Consider the following 18152-nt stretch of genomic DNA (forward strand, 5'->3'; position numbering starts at 1 on the left):
AGTGACTGTTTTTCTATTTTTTATGGTTTTATGCGTTAGTTTTTTTCCATAACGCTCTGAAATGACTTGCCATTGCTGTGGTCATTAATCCGCCAATAACGGCTAGATGCTCTATTGCAAAAAACATCGACAGCATGGCTTTATCTCCCGTCATATCCCAAAAGGTATGAACAATCACAATAGTTAAAAATAAAAAGACAGCTAAAGCGCCAGCACCTAGCCATAGATAGCGATCAAAAAGCACCAAAAGTGAGCCACAAAATAAGACGATCGCAGTGGCAATATTAAAAAACCAATCAGGTTTCAATCCCGCAGCGCGCATTTCCACCAAACTATTCTCGTAATCAAAGACTTTGGCAAAGCCAGAAGAAAGAAATAAAACAAGAATAAGTAATCTAGCGATAAACCATAAAGAATGGCTTTCGAGAATACGTGCAATTGAATTTGGCATTCACCTGACCTCAACAATCTTAAAAAACAAAAACCAGCATCCCTCTGGCTTGACTTAATTTGAGGAGAGGACTATAAAACCTCAAGTTAAGTTGAGGTCAAGAGGAAAATATGGAAAAAGAGAAAATAGATTTCAATAGAGCACTTACAGTCGGTGAAGTGGCAAAGCGTAGTGGTGTTGCTATTTCGACGCTTCATTTTTATGAAGAAAAAGGTTTAATTGAAAGTTATCGAAGTGCAGGTAATCAGCGACGTTACCCACCTGTTGTATTACGTTATGTGGCAATTATCAAAGCGGCTCAAAGTACGGGAATTCCATTAAAAGAAATCCAAGAAATATTAGGAAAGTATCCACCAAATAGTAAATTAACGGCAGAACAATGGCACGAAATATCAACGGATTGGAAAGTGCGACTAGATGAACGTATTCGTCGTCTTAAACGATTACGTAACGGGCTTGACCACTGTATTGGCTGTGGTTGTTTATCGTTAAGTGATTGCCCATTACGTAATCCAGACGACATTTTAGGTGAGAAAGGTGCAGGAGCACAGATCCTATAATGAATGTTAAAAAGAAAACGAAGCGTTATCGGGTTTAAAGAAGCCCTCATAATCATCTTGGTTATCGTTCATACCTAATAAGTCGAGTGTAAATTGGTGATAAAAGCCTTGGTAAGAGAGAAGTGAAATTAACGCCTGATTAATTACCTCTTTATTATCACTATTTTCTAATTCACTTTCTTGGTGAGCATACATTAATAGCGCAACTTGACGTTTTTCTTTTAAGGTTTGATTGCCTTCATTTTTAACATCAAATTTATTTAATAACGCTAAGATATCTTTGACTGTATTCACGTTGGTGGTTTTTAAATATTGGTAAAAGGTAGGATTTAGTGTCGCCATTAAAGGATCTAATTCCTGATTTGCAATGCGCTTTGATGCAGAAAAATGAGGTTGTGGCTCATATAAGGTCTGTGTTTTTAAAGCATCAATCTTCATTATTACCCTCACTGGATGTTTCTATTTGAGGATGCATATCATCTGATGCATCAAACGTATTAATAAATTTCAGTAGAGTGTCTTTAATTTCTTGAGTAAATGTTGCTTGATAAGATTCAGAAAAAGGCTGGTGAAATTGTGATTTTAAATCATTGAGTAACAGAGCAGGATCAAAAAAAGTCACTTGATCACCAGCATGAATAGCAATGGTCTTGTTGTCATGAGATATCAATTCAATATTGATATTATTAAGCTCTTTCTCAAGATATGGGCGTAGCGTTGCTGGAATATCTAGCGTTATTTTTTTCTCTGAAGGTATTGCTGAAATTAAACGACGTGTGAGTTCAACTTGTATTTCTGGTGAGTCAAAAAATTGAGCAAGAGTAGCGATTATTTGCTCCCTTTTTTGAAATTCATACTGTACCAATTGTTCTTGATATTGAATTGAGAATTTTAATATATCCCCTAATAATGCTTGTAATCCTTTACTATAAGCTTGGTTTGCTATCTCCTTATTATGCGCATCTAGTTTCTCATTAAAATCTCGGAGCATTTTTTTTGTCGCGAGTTTGGTCGCTAATTCGATTTTATAAATATTATCAAGTTGTCGAACATATTTAGCTCGTATTAATACACCTTCACGAGTGTATGTTAAAAGATTTTCAGACAGCGAGCGCAGCATAATCTAGCACCAAAAGAAAAAGTGAACGGGATAAAAAGAGTGACTGAGGAAGTTCAACTAGTGATGATTGTGGTGCAAAAAGCAATGTGAAACGTTGAGCCAGTGCGGTTGAAATTGAATTAATAAAATCAAAGAGTAATTGATAGCCGATATTTATGGGTACGATACTTTCCAGAGGAGCCGTTATCTTCTTATCTATATTTAAAACAGAATAAAGAGATAAAAACGCTTTTAATTGTGGCTCTAACTGATAGTAATTACCAGATAATAAAAGCGTTTCTCTAGAGTACAAATAGCCTAAAAATAGAGAGCAACGGGGAAGTAATACCCAATGCGTAAAAATTTTCTCTACAATAATATCGATGTCACAATCTAGTTGATTAATAAGTTGATATTGCTGAATTAATTGACGATTAGCGAGTTTATGCCAAATTATACTTTCTTTATTTGACGCTAATACATCGTAATCTGCATGAAGATAACTAAGTGGATCATACATTACACTGGATATCATTTCGAATTGCTCAGGAGTTAGATTTGTCATTATTCTCTTCCTTTTGTGTTTTTTTATGTCGAAATATTATCAATGAAATCGTAATGAGAACGGCGATAACTACCAATAATAAACTTAGAAATAACCAAGAAGTAAGAAATGAATCAGAGCTATTTTGATAAAGTTGATTATTTATTATGTTGAACTTATTAATATTTCTTGGATACAACAAAACGGTAATATTATTTTCATTCATATCGTTAAAGGCATTATGAATAAAAGCACGAACATCTTCGCTTAATTGATCATTATCTAGCATACCCTCTTCATAAAAAACTAAAGCTGAAGCATGAGGCGTTGGAATAACGCGTTCAGTCGGGGATATTGGATAACTTACATGTACCCTAGCATCAATAATATGGTCAATTGTGAGTAATGATTGTTCTAATCGTTGCTCAATGGCAGAAATTAAACGTGCTTTTTCGGCTTGAGGTGATGATACCAATGCATCTGATGGAAATAACTGAGTCACTTCAATTCGAGATAGTGTGGGTAATTGATATTCTTCTAAAATTTGAATTGCAATTCCCATATCTTCTTTTTTGACCGAAACATCAAATAACCCTTTTCCTAATGCTTTACGAGTACTGGTTATTTGGTGTTTTTGTAAAACGGCTTGAATTTCAGTTGCCTGTCTTTGATCCAAATTGGTGAGTAGAGATTGATCTTTACAGCCACTTAATAATGGAAACAGGCAACATAATAATGCCAAAAACAAATATCGCATTTTCATTACTATTGTGCCTTGAGTAATGTTTCAACAATATTCAGTGATTTTCTGGCTAACGTGCTCGCTAAATTCATGGTGATGGTATAGTCATTAAGCGTTGTTTGTAGCTTGGTATAACTTTGTACATCCGTCAGTTTGCCTAATGTTGCTAACTTCTCTTGAATTTGTTTTTCATATTGAAAACTATGAGTCACTGTCTTCGCCATAATCGTGGATAGGTTGTCCTCACCATGATTATTTTCATTGGATAATGCATTGAGATTAATAGGAACAACGGGTGTAATAGCCATATATTTCCTCCATTAAATAAAAACTAACGCATATTCCCGATAATGCTCATTGCCAAGTCTTTCACAACTTTAATCGACGTTGATTCTGCATTACGCGTAATATTATATTCAGCAAGTCTTGCTTGATAATCGGCTAATGCGGCTGCATTTGAGGTATCGGCTTTTAATGCGTCTAATGCATTTTTCAATGCATCACTTTGGTTTTTAACTGGCTCTTGAAAATAATCATCAACTTTTGCTATGGAGCTGACATCATCGGCAACGGGATAAGCTGGCATAATATTCATCCTTTATGGTTTTTAAAATTCATCGTGTATTAGTATTGCTATTATCCTTTAGGAAAATAACGGTGTTGGCTATCAAGAAAAATATATCCGTTATCTTCTTGTAAAATAGCTTTGTTTTTTAATGTAGGATTACTCATATTTTCGCGGTAAAAAATAAATTTTCTTCCAAAAAGAGTAGTTTGTTTTTTTATATAATCATCAATGATGATTTTATTTTCTTTATCTAAAATATCTTCAAAAATAAAAATCAATCGATTATTTTTTTCTTCAATTTTGTAACCTGTCGTTTTTGCAAAAGGTAATTTATTCATTTCATCAATAATACTTGGAAGTGAAATGGCGTGAATTATAGGTAGACAATACGGTGTAAATCGATTGTTGATAAAATTTATCACTTTTATTTTTTCATGTTCATTATGATAAATAAAGTTAATTATGGGTTTTTGTTGATCTTTTAAGATTAAATGCACTATTTTTTTATTGTTATCAATTAGCAAGTTATTTATTTTATCTGTGTTGATATATATGATCTTTTCTTTTGATAAACTATTTTTTTCAAATATAGGATAGCTTTTATCATAAACACAATAGTAGTTTTCGTTACCTTCAAAACCTTTGAAGTTAAAGCTTTCTTGGATAGACGGTGGAGTTTCTGTATCCTTGTTTTTTAACACGAAAAATGAAAAAAGGAAGATTGATAATAATATTATTATCGTAAATGAAAAAACAAATTTCTGGATGGAATTTAATGATTTTTTCTTATTTTTGAAATGAAAAGAAGAGAATGATAGTGTGCTTTTATCACTGATTAAAAAAATAGGAATATCATTAAGATAAATAGGTTTATCTAATACTATATCGTAAGTTTTATCTTTTTCATCCTTGTTTAAACTTTGCTCAATAGTGTATTGATTATTTTTTCCCCTTTTTTCATCCAATGTAATGGAGAGTGTTTTTTCTTCTTTTTCTTTATCACAAGGAATGTAAATGATTGTTTTTAAACTGTCTTTTTTACTTTCTTGATAGTTGCTTTTATACAGGACAACGGTATAGTGATTGGGTGTTAATGGAATTAACGAGCCTCTTAATGGACCATTGAGGACATAAATATAATATAGCATGGAATTAGCCTAATGATAAATTGTTATTAATTCATAAATTAAATGTAGCTTAGTGAAATATAAAAAAAAATCTTTTAAAAAAAAGAACATGTTTTTTATTTGATATTTGAAAATAATATATTATTGTCATGTTTTTAAAATAATAAACGAAAAAAATCTGATATTCATCTTTATAGTTAATTGTGTGAGATATTATTGTAAGATTATATAAAGTAAAATAATAAAAATGAGTTAACTAAAGATTTACTATCTTTACTTTTTAATTTTATGATAAGTATAACGAGAGGTATTCACCATGTTGATAAATGATATAAAAATAAGTGGCGATAAAAATATATTGCTAGGTAATTCATTGTTCTTTTGCATTCCTTTAAAGAATGATTATCCGGTAAAGATATATGACGAAAAAAAGACTAGAATTATAAAAGGAAAGGCTTTTATTTATAATGCTAAAAATGATGATGTTATTTTCCAATCAGAAAACCAGTCTTGGCGTATTGAAAAACGATCATTTTTTATTTGTGCAAGATTATTGGCATTTATTGATTATGCTCGTGATTTTTCAAAAATGACAGCGATAGGATCTGAATTTGATATTAATCAGCAGATTTTTTATATAGAAGATACTAATAAATCTCTAGAATACGTATTAATAAATGAAGCAATAAAACCAGAAAGCCAATTAGAGTCTCTATTTGTCACAATAAGACACAGTGAAAGTTATTGGCTTATTTTGCATCTTATTAGTTACTTAGATGAGAAAAAAAGTAATATTGCACAAATTGGAGAGCGATATGGAGTATCAGGTACGCATTTTAGACGACTGTGTAAACGTTATTTAGGTAATTGTGGAAAAAGCCAATTGCGTTCATGGCGTGCAGCATCTTCAATTTTAACCACGCTATCAACCGATGAATCATTGACACAAATTGCAGTCGATAATGGATTTAGTTCCGCATCTCATTTCTCTAATGAAATTAAGACGTTATTTGGTATTACACCAACAGAATTTCGTCGAATTGGTCAATATCTTTATGAAAATAAAAAATAAAATTTATTGTGTTATTGGGCTAGCACTTTGTTGCAGTTTATCTTTTCAAACTCAAGCTGCTCAAGGAAAGGTTATTTACACGCATCAGGTGAAAAAACCGGATGTTTTTATTGCGGTTGATACACGAGTCGAGCAATTTTTTCTCGTGTTATCAGATAAACTAGATAAACCTTTTATTCTGAGTAATGCAGTAAAAAAGGAAAGAGTAACTGGAAATTTTGATATTTCCTCACCAGAAGAAGCATTTGAATTGATGGTGAAACGTTTATCATTGCTCTATTTTAATGATGGAAAATCAATCTATATTTATGAAAGCAGTGAGATATTACAAGAACTCTTTCAGGTAAAAAATATAGGTCTAATCGAGCTAAAAGACTATTTACAAGATGTAGGATTATATGATCCGCGTTATCCACTGCGTGCAGGTCAAGATCAACGTACTTTTTATATTTCGGGGCCTCCTGTTTATATTAAATTAGTCAAAGCCGCAGCTGAGTTTTTAGATAATGATGCACAAGAAAAAATTAATGAAAATACCAATAACCAAGTACCCGTGGGGAGTTCTCGCTATGGTGATGAGTTTGTACAGATATTTCCATTAAAAAATACCTTTGTACAAGATAGAACTTATACCTTACGCGATGAAACAGTGGTGCTACCGGGTATTACTTCTGTTTTACAGCAGTTATTTATGCACTCTAAAGGAATAGAAAGAACAGCGGTAGAACCTCATAAAACGCTAGAAAATAACGATAGTCAGAAATACGATGAAACGGTAAATAGTATTGAAGAAACGAATGCTCCTATTATAACTAAAATAGGGCAATATAACGTCGAATTAGTGCCATTACCGGGTTCAAATAGTCTTTTAGTAAAGACAAGCCGAGAGGGATTAATATTAATCGATTCACTCATTTCTCAATTAGATAAACCCAAAAGACAAGTTGAATTGTCGTTATGGATAATCGATATTTCTAAAAATAAAGCAGATAGTTTAGGTGTTAATTGGCAAGCAAGTTATGGCTCGGGTAAAGGTAGCTTCTTTTTTAATACGGCAAGTTTAAGTGTTGTATCTGGTTTTAACTTTTTAGGTAAAATTAAAGCATTGAGTGAAGATGGTGAAGCGCAAATGGTATCTCGCCCAATATTATTAACACAAGAAAATACCCCCGCCATTTTTGATAACAACACGACTTTTTATACTCAAATAAAAGGTGAACGCGTTGCTTCATTAGAATCGACAACATTTGGCACAATGATCAGTGTGTTACCACGTATCGGTAATTCAAGTAAAGATATTGAGATGATCATTAATCTTGAAGATGGTGCAGAAAAAAAAGACGATAATGGTGATGATGAAAGTGTTGAAAAATTACCTGTAATTAACCGTACAAATATTAGTACTGTTGCTCGTGTTTCGGAAGGTGGAAGTTTATTAATTGGTGGGTATACACGAGAAGATAATGTGAAAGCCGAAACTAAAGTTCCTTTTTTAAGTGCTATCCCTTTAGTTGGCCGAGCTTTTAAATATGAGTCTAATAATAATAAAAAAATGATCCGTATTTTTATGCTGCAACCTCGATTATTAGAAAACACGGATGCTGAAGATTTTGGATCTTTAATCGAAAATCCATTTCAACCAATAGATAAAAAAACATCTCAAGCATTAAAACAGCTTCAAGCCTTTATGAGGTAGCACTATGATCGGGCCAATTAATACCTCTAATTCTACAAATTTGGCAAACAATAGTATTGGTAAAAAAAGCCAACAAGAAACAGAGTATAAACAACCAAAAATAAATGAAAGTCAAAACTATCAAAATCAATTAATAGAGATATCTGATGATATGTCTATGGTTGCAACACTATTTTCTCAACGTTTTGGTCAATCATTAGATAAAAAAGCAAATAGAGGACAAAGTACATTATATATTACAGAAGAGGGCTCGGATAAAAAACTTGATAAAGTCATGATGTTATTTAGAAAATCAGGGCGAAGTTTGCAAGAATTGCTCAATTACTTACGTAAAATGTTCCCTGATGAAAGTGATCTCGTTATGGTTTTACGAGAATTACTTAGAAAAAGAAAACTAGGTTCGCAATTAGATGCAGGTATTGAGAATGAGATAAATCGTTTACTTGAAGGTGAAAATGGAAAGCAAATTAGAGCCGGTATTAATATTGCGCTTCAGGCTAAAACATTTGCAAAGTTACTTTCTCTCAATGCTTCGACATTAAGAAATCTTTATCGTAGTTTTATTAATCTTGATTTTGAACCTATTTATTTTTTTAAAATGTGGATAGAAGAATATGATATTAAACAATGTACAATTATCTTGAGTTTTCTAACACAAAGCATAATTTGTGATATGCAATCATCAATGCCAAGTTGTTCTCAAAGTTCAGAGTTTGGTTACTTGCTTGACCGAGTTAATAAATTACGGGCTTTAAGTAGTTTTATAGAAATCAATATAGATAAACTCGAAAAACAAGATTTAAAAAATAAAATAACAGATAAAGAACTGTATCAATTGATTTTTCATGGAATGACATTTCCAGAAGAAATGGAAAAGTATTTAGTCTCTCTTTTAGAAAATGAATGGATAAATTATTTGGTTAATATGAAAATGAAATTATTACAAGGGCTAAAGACGATATTCAATAATTATCCTGAATCATTATATTTATCTTATGAATTTAAAGATGAATGCCAAATAATTATACAAAAACTTATAGATAATTACCTCCAATTAGAACAATATCAACAAAGAAAATAAATAAAAAATAATTTATGGATAATTTCTATGATTTATAGATTCCTATTGGCAATAAAAAACAAACCAGAGCTAATCGTATTATCGGTTATGATTTTGGTTATTATGATGTTAATTATACCCTTGCCAACGTATATTGTGGATTTCCTTATTGGATTGAATATTACTATTTCTCTTCTTATTTTTATGAGTTCATTTTATATTACCCGAATATTGAACTTTATGACCTTTCCAGCATTATTATTGATTACGACACTTTTTCGGCTTGCTCTTTCTATTAGTACAAGTCGATTAATATTGTTAGATGCTGATGCCGGTGAAATTATTATGTCATTTGGTGAGTTTGTTATCGGTGAAAATTTAGTCGTTGGTTTTGTAGTTTTCTCTATTGTCACTGTCGTGCAATTTTTAGTGATTACTAAAGGCTCTGAGCGTGTTGCAGAAGTTGCGGCACGCTTTTCTTTGGATGGTATGCCCGGAAAACAAATGAGTATTGATGCTGATTTAAAATCCGGCATTATTACTAATGAAGAAGTAAAAATAAGAAGAAAAGAATTAGGTCAAGAAAGCCAATTATATGGATCTTTTGATGGTGCAATGAAATTTATTAAAGGCGATGCTATTGCGGGCATTATCATTATTTTTGTTAACTTAATTGGGGGTATTTCTGTCGGTATGGCGCAAATGGATTTATCAATTTCACAGGCGTTACATACTTATACACTTTTGACCATTGGTGATGGGCTTGTTGCCCAAATTCCTGCATTGCTGATTTCTATTAGTGCGGGTTTTATTGTCACGCGTGTTGGTGGTGAAAATAATAATCTTGGATTTAGCATTATGAATGAATTGCTTGCTCAAGATTTTGCATTATTAGTGACGGCCATCCTTGCTTTTGTTATTGGTTTTTTACCTGGTTTTCCAACGCCTGTTTTCCTTATTTTATCGATAATATTAGGAGGCTATTTCTTTAAAAAAAAATGGAAAAGCAAGAAAAAAGTAGCCTCTACAGAAAATGAGGATGAAAAAAATGAAGATAATGCTTCAGATCCTGAAGGTAAAAAAAGTATTATTTCAAACCTATTTTCAAATAAGAATGAATTAGATGATGAAAATAGTTTGTTAACTGAGAACATTACTTTATCTCAAGCAGAAACATTACCTTTAATTATTACCGTATCCTCGAAGAAGAAAGCGTATCTTTCAAAATTAGTGTTCGAAAAATGGTTGAAAAAAGAGTTTATTTTACAATATGGTGTATTGCTTCCTGATATTGTTATTCATTACTCAGATATAATTGATGAAAATAAAATTATTATTTTAATAAACGAAGTTAAGGCTGATGAATTTGATTGCCCTTTTCCCTTTGTTTATATTGAAAATTCTAATGATGAACTTTTATCTTTAGATTTTAAATTGTTAGAAATTAAGGATGATGATGTTAGCCATTATTGGGTTAATAAAAATGAGGCGGATAAATTAGCATCGTTAGATTATAAAGTAGAATTACCAGAAAATTATTTCTATAGAAAATTCTCCAACTTGATTACATTAAATATTGTTGAATTTCTTGGAATACAAGAGACAAAAAATATACTTGATAAAATAGAGGAAAACTCACCAGAGCTATTAAAAGAGTGTTATAGACAAGTATCTATTCAACGAATTAATGATGTTTTACAACGTCTAGTGCAAGAAAAGATCCCTATTAGAAATATAAAAACAATTATAGGAGGATTAGTACAATGGGGAAGTAGAGAAAAAGATCCTGTGCTTTTAACGGAACATATACGATCACTACTTTCACGTTATATTAGCCAATTTTTTTCAAAAGATGGAAAGTTTAATGTGATTATTTTATCTCATGATGTAGAAGAGATTATTCGTGGTGGAATAAGACAGAGTTCATCAGGGACATTTTTAAATTTAGAACCTGCGGAGCTTGATATGATAATAGAAAAAATATCTACCGCTATTGATGAGATTAAATATATTCAAGATTATGTCTTTTTAACAGCAATAGATATAAGACGATTTGTTAAAAAACTGATAGAAACGCAATATCCACAATTATCTGTATTGTCTTATGATGAAATTACATCTGACATTGAAATTAACGTTTTACAATCTATTTAGGAGAGATTATGTCTGTTGATCTAGCAAGTTTAATTATGGATGCTATGAATGTAATTGGCCGCAATGATTTATTTTCAGAGGGAAAATCTGTTGATAATCATTCAACAATAACAATTAGCTTAGGTGATATGCCCGATATTAATTTATTGGTTGTTGATGAGGTTCCTATGATCTGGTCTGTGCTTGGTGAATATGATGAAAACTTATTATCACAATGTAGCACATCATTATTATTAATCAGTATTAATAATCAAATGGAGAGTTTTTATCCGGGGCAGCCTGCTTTAGTGAAAGTCGAATCGGAATTAGAACTACGTGCCTCATTTATGCCCATTGCTTTACAAAATGGTGAATCAATGGCAAAGGCAATTGATGAATATTTCCAAATGATGAATAGCGTTCATCAACAGTTTGTTGGATAAAAAATGAACAATGCATTTTCAATATTTCATCACGCGGCTCATCCTATGCGAATACAAGGTAATATTCTTGAAGTTACGCTACGAGATGTATTTATTGGAGAAATTTGTCTATTAAAAGATTCAATCATTAATGGTCATATTATTGGTGAAGCGATCGTGATTGGTTTCCGCAATGGTATTACGATTTTAAGTATGATGGGAAGTTCGCAAGGTTATTCTTTGCAAATAATCGTAGTACCGACGGGAAATGCTTTTTCAGTCGCTTTAAGCCCCAATGTTTTAGGGAGTATGATTGATATTAAAGGTAACTATTTATTACGCTTTAGTAATAAAAAAATAGAAGAAGAAAACTTCTATTCATATTTACCTATTGATGGTCATCCTCCCTTATTTAGTGAAAGGCGTCCTATCACCACAATTTTTGAATCAGGTGTTCGTGCAGTTGATGGATTATTAAGTTGTGGGTTAGGGCAACGAATGGGAATTTTTGCCAGTGCTGGAACGGGTAAAACAATGCTTATGAATATGTTTATCCGTTTTTCTCAAGCTGATGTTTTTGTTATCGGGTTAATTGGTGAAAGAGGACGTGAAATCACAGAGTTTGTCGAGGAATTAAAAGCAGATAAACGATGCGAAAAAACAGTATTAATTTGCTCAACCTCAGATCAACCCGCAATAGAGCGTTGTAATGCAGCATTAGTTGCCACTACAGTTGCTGAATACTTCCGAGAACAAGGCAAGAATGTCGTATTATTTATTGACTCAATGACACGTTATTGCCGAGCTTTAAGGGATGTTGCTCTTACGGCAGGCGAACTTCCTGTTCGCAAAGGTTATCCTGCTTCTGTGTTTGATAAATTGCCCGCGATCTTAGAAAGACCAGGAGTGACTCAAAAAGGTTCAATCACGGCATTTTACACTGTCTTGCTTGAAAGTGATGATGAGCCTGATGCTATAGGAGAAGAAATTCGTTCTATTTTAGATGGACATATTTATCTTTCACGAAAAATTGCCGCTTCGGGTCATTATCCTGCGATTGATATTTTAGGCAGTGTAAGCCGTATTTTTCAGCAAGTAACCCATGTTGAGCAGCAAAAAGCAGCCTTGAAAATAAGACAAATATTGATGCGTTTACAGGATATTAAATTATTACAAGAGGTGGGTGAATATCGTGCGGGTGAAAATGAGTTAAACGATCTTGCTGTAAATAAACAATCAGCAATAGAGGCTTTTCTTGTTCAATCTTTCAAAGAAAAAGCCGATTTTCAACAAACTTTGAATCAACTTTATGCGCTTACCTCTTAATCAACAGGTATTGATGAATGCTATTGCTAAGCGCCAGCAAAGAATAGAAAGAGAGCAACAAAAGTATCAACAGTTAATAAAAGAAGCTGAAGACAAGAAAAAAGAACAAATGTTATTAGCTTCTGCGCTGGAAAATGAAGTCCCTATGTATGAAAAGGCAGGGCATTATTCTACTCTTTCGTTAAATCAACAAAAACGTAAACAAGCTATTGTCTTAGTGTCATTGAATATTTCTATTACTCAAATTAAGGAAATAGAGTATCAATTAGAAAAATTAAAAAAAGGAAGCCTAAAGTTACAAAAAGAAAGGGAAGTGACGATCAAAAAACAAAATAAAATAAAGCTTTATCTTGAAAGAAAAGCATTAGAGAAAGAGTTATATATTGAAAGATTAGAACAGAACGAAATACAGGAGATGGTATTGTATGATATTAATAAAGACAGATAATGTTAACTTGAATACAAATTTATCCAATGAAAAAAATAGTGAGAATAAGTCTGTTTTTTCTAAAAAACCATCATTTCCTTCTGCTGATTTGCAATTATCGATGTCTAATGATGAAAGTATTTCCTCTAAAAATCGCAGTAAGATAAAACAAAAATTAGATGATTTTTATCATCTAAATCATCAGGATGATATTGAACTAAAAAATTATCTAAAAACAAAATCCAATAAGATAAAATCTAAAGATGAAAAGGAAGAAACCGATTTTTTAAATTTAGAAGGATTATTATTAACCCAAAGAAAAATATTTTCACAAATTTTCGCTCATGCAAAGAAAGTGAAAATAGAAAAAAGAACACTATCAGATCATGAAAGTAAAAAAGTACCGATTTCTTCTAATATAACAATGGCAAGTGATTTTAAATCAACTAAAGGCATAAGTATTAGTCCTTCTGATGGTAAAAAGGAAAGTAAACTAGATATTAATGAGTTAGGTTTTCTTGGTGAAAGTAATGCCGTCAATCAGAAACTAGAAAGTGTAGAAAAAAAGAAAGACATTAATCCTAATGTAGTAGAAGTAGATAACAAAATAGAAAAAAAAGTAGAAAATAAACAGCATCCTTATGAAGAAAAACGCTCTTTTTCTGAAAATAATACTGCATTTAAAATAAAAGAGAATGCATCGGATCTTCACAATAATATAATAGAAAAATCACATTATTCAGGCCCTGAAAATAATCATTCAAGCAGTAAAAAAATAGAGAAAAATGGTCTTTCATTTGATACAGCAAGACAAAAATTGAATGAAAAAAAAGTAAAGGAAGAAGTTAATGATATATCTATGTTCAATAATATAAAACCAGAGTATCAACAGAAAATACAAGAACCCTTAATAGATAAAAAACTACTTGATATACCTGCTTTAAGTCTTCTTTATAAAGAAGTATCAAAGATGACTCAACCTCCTAGTATTACTTATGTTTTTAAAAAATGGGGAAGTGCGCTTCATCAGATGAAAATTAATTTTGATATCAATAAAAAGATCGAATTGACTGCTTCAACTGGACGCGTTTATCAATTCTCTTTAGATAACTTTCATCAATATCAAGGGCGATTAGCGCTTTCATTAGAAAATGATAATTCTCATTGGCAGATTAATGCAATTGATCCTTCCGATGATAAAGAAGATGAAAAATGATCTTATCAGATGTTAAAGAGAGTATTAGTCAGGATCAAAATAGCAATTCAATGAGAATCCTATCTTCTTTATACGAAGCGCAATTGCCTATCGCATCTGCTTATTATTTTAAAATAAAAGGGAAGAATACATTAGGTTTATTTACAGGGCTTGTTGCCGTTAACCAAGCCATGGATAACTTGTATGCTGAAAAAAAAATAGATTGGGAGACGGTTCCTGAAGCTTATCTTCGCGTTCTATTCTCACAGAAATGTTCACAATTATTGTTTCCTTTTTCGAAAGAAGAGATGTCAGTAACTGTAGATAATATCTGTTTAGGAGAGCAGAAAAAAGTTAGTTATCCCTTTGTTAATACCTCAATAGGAGATGTATTTATTTGCTCTTTTGAGGGGCATTATGAATGGATGTTGTCCTCAAAAAATGAAATAAATGCTATTGCTCAATTCCATCTCGGTAATAGCAAAATGTCTGTTTCGTTATTAAAAACCCTTTCTTTGGGCGATATTGTGCTGATTGATAGTATTGATTCTTCACTGATTATTGGTGAAAAAAAATGGATGAGTTATCAATGGCAAGAAGGAGAAAACATGGTGGTTTTAGAAGAAGAGTTGCTGAATAATGAAGTAGAGAAAGAAGCATTAATAGACGATATTGATACAAATATAGCGACACAAGACAATAGGGATTTAAAATCAATTGGTACTATTCCTATCACCCTGTCTTTTTTACTCGAAAGTAAAGTATTACCTATTGAGGAAATTGAAAAACTAGCTATAGGGCAACAAATTATATTATCTGATAATGCCTCACGACATATTACATTAGTTGTTAATGGTGTTGCTATTGCTCAAGGGGAATTAATTAAAGTGGGTGAACGATTAGCTGTGGAAATTCAACGTTCCCATTTATTGCAAGACTAAATATATGGAAAGCTCAACAACGCTCATTTTAACGTTAGCACTAGCAACATTAGCTCCTTTTATTATTGCTGCTGGAACCTGCTACTTAAAATTTTCAATCGTACTTGTTATGACTCGTAATGCTTTAGGTGTTCAGCAAGTGCCTTCTAATATGGTACTCAATGCAATTGCATTAATGATGGCTTTGTTTGTTATGACACCAATAGCAAAAAATACCTATCAATATCTTATTGAAAATCCGGTTGATATAACCTCTCCCGATTCTTTTGAGCGATTTTCTGATGATGCATTAGAGGAATATAAACAATATTTGTACAAATATTCTGATCCTGAATTATTAGATTTTTTTGAACAAGCACAAGGCAATCGACCTGATAGCTATGGCGAGAAAGAAAATATAGAAAAATCGTTGTTATCACTACTTCCCGCATATGCATTAAGTGAAATAAAATCTGCCTTTATTATTGGTTTTTATCTTTATCTACCTTTTATTGTTATTGATTTAGTTGTTTCTTGTATTTTATTAGCGTTGGGGATGATGATGATGAGCCCAATCACATTATCAGTGCCGTTAAAATTAATTTTATTTATCGCTATGGATGGTTGGACTCTATTAGCTAAAGGACTAATTAATCAATATCTTGAACTCATGGCGGTAAGGTAATGGATATGGTTTATGCGGCAAATAAAGCCGTTTATTTAGTGATATTACTTTCAGCAGGACCTATTGCCATTGCGACATTCATTGGATTGGCGATTGGTTTATTACAGACCATTACACAAATACAAGAACAGACATTGCCTTTTGGTGTAAAACTTGTTGGCGTTTTTGTTTGCTTATTAGTCACTATGGGGTGGATGGGTGATAAAATATTAGTGTATGCAAAAGAGATGATGGCGCTAGGATTTGCAGGATAAATAATATGTTAATACTGCTAGGGTATATACAGACTTATTTAGTTGATCTTTTTTTACTTGTCGCAAGATTATTTCCTATCTTTCTTTTTATTCCTTTTTTAAATAGTCGTATTCTTAATAGCCAATTATTAAAATATATCATTATTTTTTATATCGCTATGGGAATTAGACCCAACATTATTATTACAGATGAAGTAAGAAATATATGGGAGATAATATTATTAAGTGAATTACTTCTTGGCGTTTTAATTGGGATTCTTTTTGCCACTCCATTTTGGATTGCGTCTGCATTTGGCGAGTTTATTGATAACCAACGGGGCGCTAGTATTGGGGATACTATCAATCCAACTACGGGAATTGAGTCTTCTGAATTCGCTTCATTAACGGGTTTATTTTGTGCTGCCTATTTTTTATCGACAGGCGGGCTAACCTTATTAATGAGTACGATAAAAGATAGCTATGATGTATTTCCTATTGGCTATTTTAACAAAGAAATTGGTTATTCTTTCATTGGTAACTGGCTAAATAATATGGTTTGTACTGCGCTTGTTTTGGTTTCACCTGTACTGATTATTATGTTTTTGAGCGAAGTGGCATTGGGGGTTTATTCTTTATTTTGTCCTCAGCTAAATGCATTTTCACTATCATTATGTATAAAAGGAATTATTGCCTTTATATCATTACTGATTTTCTTTACTTCGGCGATGACCACAGAGCTTTATGAATTTTTTAATAATAGATACTTTTATACGATTTTTATGAGTATTTATCATGGCTGAAAAAACAGAAAAGCCCACCCAGAAAAAACTCGATGACTCTGCAAAAAAAGGGCAAATTTTTAAGAGTAAAGAGCTGACATCAGGGCTTGTCTATCTTATTGGTGTTATATATTTATTTCATCAAGTAAATTTAGATGAATTTAGTCGCTTTTATCAATCATTGTTACTCAATCCAATGAATATTACATTAAAGAGCTATACAGGTGTTATCTATCGACTCTTTTTTGATATTGTTTTACCCATCTTACTGGTAACTTTTTTATCTGGTGCGATCCCTTCTTTATTTAGTTCACGATTTAAGCTTGCGACTGAAGCCATTAAAATTGATATTAATCATATTAATCCAATATCTGGATTTAAAAAAATATTTAGCATAAGAACAATAAAAGATCTTTTAAAAACATTATTATTTATAGTTATATTTTTAATTACTTGTTATGTTTTTATTATTTTACATAGTACGGAAATATTTATATTATACCGCTCGAGTTTAAATATTATTGTTGATAAATGGTGTTCACTAGTCGTTAATTTTGTATTTGTATTTTTTATTCTTTCAATACCTATTCTTATTTTAAATATTATTGCTGATTTCTTTATCTTTATGAAAGATATGATGATGGAAAAACATGAAGTTAAACAAGAATATAAGAATATGGAAGGTGATCCTGAAATAAAATCAACTCGACGACAGTTCCATCAGGAATTACTTGATGAACCCATGAAAAAAGTGATCCGGGATTCATCTGCCGTTATTGTCAATCCAACCCATGTGGCGGTTGGTATCTATTTTGATCCTGATAATGGCATTATGCCTTTAGTTTCATTGAGTTGTATTAATGATAAAGCATTGGCAGTGAAAGCTTATGCTAAAAAAGTGGGAACGCCTATTGTTCGTTATCCTGAGCTGGCGAGAAAAATTTATCATAAATATCATTTATTTGATGTAATGATAGATCAAGATTTATTAGATGTTATGGATATTCTTATTTGGCTTAAGAGAATAGAAAATGAAGGATTATTAAGAGAAGAGATGGATTATACAAATTATTGATTGCTTTACGTGATGCATTCGATGTTTTAATTATAAAA

General features: G+C 31.7%; 22 protein-coding genes. 14 read left to right on the forward strand and 8 right to left on the reverse strand.

The window, feature by feature from the left end:
- Positions 1 to 28 precede the first annotated feature (28 nt).
- Positions 29 to 451, reverse strand: coding sequence for a DoxX family protein (locus ABN256_RS10355; RefSeq protein ID WP_115350297.1), 423 nt, complete (start codon positions 449 to 451; stop codon positions 29 to 31).
- 110 nt (positions 452 to 561) lie between these two features.
- On the opposite strand from ABN256_RS10355, the gene soxR reads away from it, so the two are divergent.
- Positions 562 to 1011, forward strand: a complete 450-nt coding sequence (soxR, locus tag ABN256_RS10360; protein ID WP_072069134.1) for a redox-sensitive transcriptional activator SoxR — start codon at positions 562 to 564, stop codon at positions 1009 to 1011.
- Positions 1012 to 1017: 6 nt separating this feature from the next.
- On the opposite strand, the gene ABN256_RS10365 is transcribed toward soxR, so the two are convergent.
- Genes ABN256_RS10365 through ABN256_RS10395 form a run of 7 tightly spaced genes read right to left on the reverse strand, consistent with a single transcriptional unit; the run spans position 1018 to position 5112 of the window.
- Complete coding sequence (locus ABN256_RS10365) at positions 1018 to 1449, reverse strand: hypothetical protein (protein ID WP_072069133.1); 432 nt, start codon at positions 1447 to 1449, stop codon at positions 1018 to 1020.
- Positions 1439 to 2131 (reverse strand): ubiquitin family protein, encoded by a 693-nt coding sequence (locus tag ABN256_RS10370; protein ID WP_196554543.1) that lies wholly within the window; start codon positions 2129 to 2131, stop codon positions 1439 to 1441. Before ABN256_RS10370 ends, ABN256_RS10365 begins: the two co-directional genes overlap by 11 nt.
- On the reverse strand, positions 2112 to 2675 hold the full coding sequence (locus ABN256_RS10375) for an OrgA/MxiK family T3SS sorting platform protein (RefSeq protein WP_196554542.1): 564 nt from the start codon (positions 2673 to 2675) through the stop codon (positions 2112 to 2114). Before ABN256_RS10375 ends, ABN256_RS10370 begins: the two co-directional genes overlap by 20 nt.
- On the reverse strand, positions 2656 to 3417 hold the full coding sequence (sctJ, locus tag ABN256_RS10380) for a type III secretion system inner membrane ring lipoprotein SctJ (RefSeq protein ID WP_196554541.1): 762 nt from the start codon (positions 3415 to 3417) through the stop codon (positions 2656 to 2658). The genes ABN256_RS10375 and sctJ overlap by 20 nt, the downstream gene beginning before the upstream one ends.
- Positions 3418 to 3419: 2 nt before the next feature.
- Complete coding sequence (gene sctI / locus ABN256_RS10385; protein ID WP_197269833.1) at positions 3420 to 3704, reverse strand: type III secretion system inner rod subunit SctI; 285 nt, start codon at positions 3702 to 3704, stop codon at positions 3420 to 3422.
- Positions 3705 to 3727: 23 nt separating this feature from the next.
- Positions 3728 to 3982 carry a type III secretion system needle filament subunit SctF gene (sctF, locus tag ABN256_RS10390; RefSeq protein WP_072069128.1) on the reverse strand — a complete coding sequence of 85 codons (255 nt, stop codon included), beginning with the start codon at positions 3980 to 3982 and terminating at the stop codon, positions 3728 to 3730.
- A 50-nt stretch (positions 3983 to 4032) separates the two neighbouring features.
- Entirely contained in the window at positions 4033 to 5112 is a 1080-nt protein-coding gene (locus ABN256_RS10395) for a hypothetical protein (protein ID WP_349439457.1), read from the reverse strand.
- A 295-nt stretch (positions 5113 to 5407) separates the two neighbouring features.
- Here ABN256_RS10395 and ABN256_RS10400 point away from each other — a divergent pair, with 295 nt between their 5' ends.
- Genes ABN256_RS10400 through ABN256_RS10460 form a run of 13 tightly spaced genes read left to right on the forward strand, consistent with a single transcriptional unit; the run spans position 5408 to position 18114 of the window.
- Positions 5408 to 6163, forward strand: a complete 756-nt coding sequence (locus tag ABN256_RS10400; RefSeq protein ID WP_072069126.1) for a helix-turn-helix domain-containing protein — start codon at positions 5408 to 5410, stop codon at positions 6161 to 6163.
- The gene (gene sctC / locus ABN256_RS10405) at positions 6147 to 7859 is read left to right on the forward strand and encodes a type III secretion system outer membrane ring subunit SctC (protein WP_197269835.1); all 1713 of its coding nucleotides are present in this window, start codon (positions 6147 to 6149) and stop codon (positions 7857 to 7859) included. The genes ABN256_RS10400 and sctC overlap by 17 nt, the downstream gene beginning before the upstream one ends.
- 4 nt (positions 7860 to 7863) lie before the next feature.
- The gene (sctW, locus tag ABN256_RS10410) at positions 7864 to 8940 is read left to right on the forward strand and encodes a type III secretion system gatekeeper subunit SctW (RefSeq protein WP_197269836.1); all 1077 of its coding nucleotides are present in this window, start codon (positions 7864 to 7866) and stop codon (positions 8938 to 8940) included.
- A 27-nt stretch (positions 8941 to 8967) separates the two neighbouring features.
- Positions 8968 to 11073, forward strand: a complete 2106-nt coding sequence (locus ABN256_RS10415; RefSeq protein ID WP_196554536.1) for an EscV/YscV/HrcV family type III secretion system export apparatus protein — start codon at positions 8968 to 8970, stop codon at positions 11071 to 11073.
- Positions 11074 to 11081: 8 nt separating this feature from the next.
- Positions 11082 to 11495, forward strand: coding sequence for an InvB/SpaK family type III secretion system chaperone (locus ABN256_RS10420; RefSeq protein ID WP_072069124.1), 414 nt, complete (start codon positions 11082 to 11084; stop codon positions 11493 to 11495).
- A 3-nt stretch (positions 11496 to 11498) separates the two neighbouring features.
- On the forward strand, positions 11499 to 12800 hold the full coding sequence (sctN, locus tag ABN256_RS10425; protein ID WP_072069123.1) for a type III secretion system ATPase SctN: 1302 nt from the start codon (positions 11499 to 11501) through the stop codon (positions 12798 to 12800).
- Positions 12784 to 13248, forward strand: coding sequence for a type III secretion protein (locus tag ABN256_RS10430; RefSeq protein ID WP_349439458.1), 465 nt, complete (start codon positions 12784 to 12786; stop codon positions 13246 to 13248). The genes sctN and ABN256_RS10430 overlap by 17 nt, the downstream gene beginning before the upstream one ends.
- Positions 13226 to 14443: a hypothetical protein gene (locus ABN256_RS10435; RefSeq protein WP_196554534.1), complete on the forward strand. Its 1218-nt coding sequence runs from the start codon at positions 13226 to 13228 to the stop codon at positions 14441 to 14443. The genes ABN256_RS10430 and ABN256_RS10435 overlap by 23 nt, the downstream gene beginning before the upstream one ends.
- Positions 14440 to 15363 carry a FliM/FliN family flagellar motor switch protein gene (locus tag ABN256_RS10440; protein WP_349439459.1) on the forward strand — a complete coding sequence of 308 codons (924 nt, stop codon included), beginning with the start codon at positions 14440 to 14442 and terminating at the stop codon, positions 15361 to 15363. Before ABN256_RS10435 ends, ABN256_RS10440 begins: the two co-directional genes overlap by 4 nt.
- Positions 15364 to 15367: 4 nt before the next feature.
- A complete protein-coding gene (locus ABN256_RS10445; RefSeq protein ID WP_196554532.1) occupies positions 15368 to 16027 on the forward strand; it encodes an EscR/YscR/HrcR family type III secretion system export apparatus protein in 660 nt (219 codons plus the stop codon).
- Positions 16027 to 16281 carry a type III secretion system export apparatus subunit SctS gene (gene sctS / locus ABN256_RS10450; RefSeq protein ID WP_196554531.1) on the forward strand — a complete coding sequence of 85 codons (255 nt, stop codon included), beginning with the start codon at positions 16027 to 16029 and terminating at the stop codon, positions 16279 to 16281. Before ABN256_RS10445 ends, sctS begins: the two co-directional genes overlap by 1 nt.
- 5 nt (positions 16282 to 16286) lie before the next feature.
- A complete protein-coding gene (sctT, locus tag ABN256_RS10455; protein WP_196554530.1) occupies positions 16287 to 17060 on the forward strand; it encodes a type III secretion system export apparatus subunit SctT in 774 nt (257 codons plus the stop codon).
- Positions 17053 to 18114 (forward strand): EscU/YscU/HrcU family type III secretion system export apparatus switch protein, encoded by a 1062-nt coding sequence (locus tag ABN256_RS10460; RefSeq protein ID WP_197269838.1) that lies wholly within the window; start codon positions 17053 to 17055, stop codon positions 18112 to 18114. Before sctT ends, ABN256_RS10460 begins: the two co-directional genes overlap by 8 nt.
- Positions 18115 to 18152: the final 38 nt, after the last annotated feature.

Origin of the sequence: Proteus sp. fly-1008 (assembly GCF_040140305.1) — a bacterium.
Classification (GTDB): Bacteria; Pseudomonadota; Gammaproteobacteria; order Enterobacterales; family Enterobacteriaceae; genus Proteus; species Proteus vulgaris_B.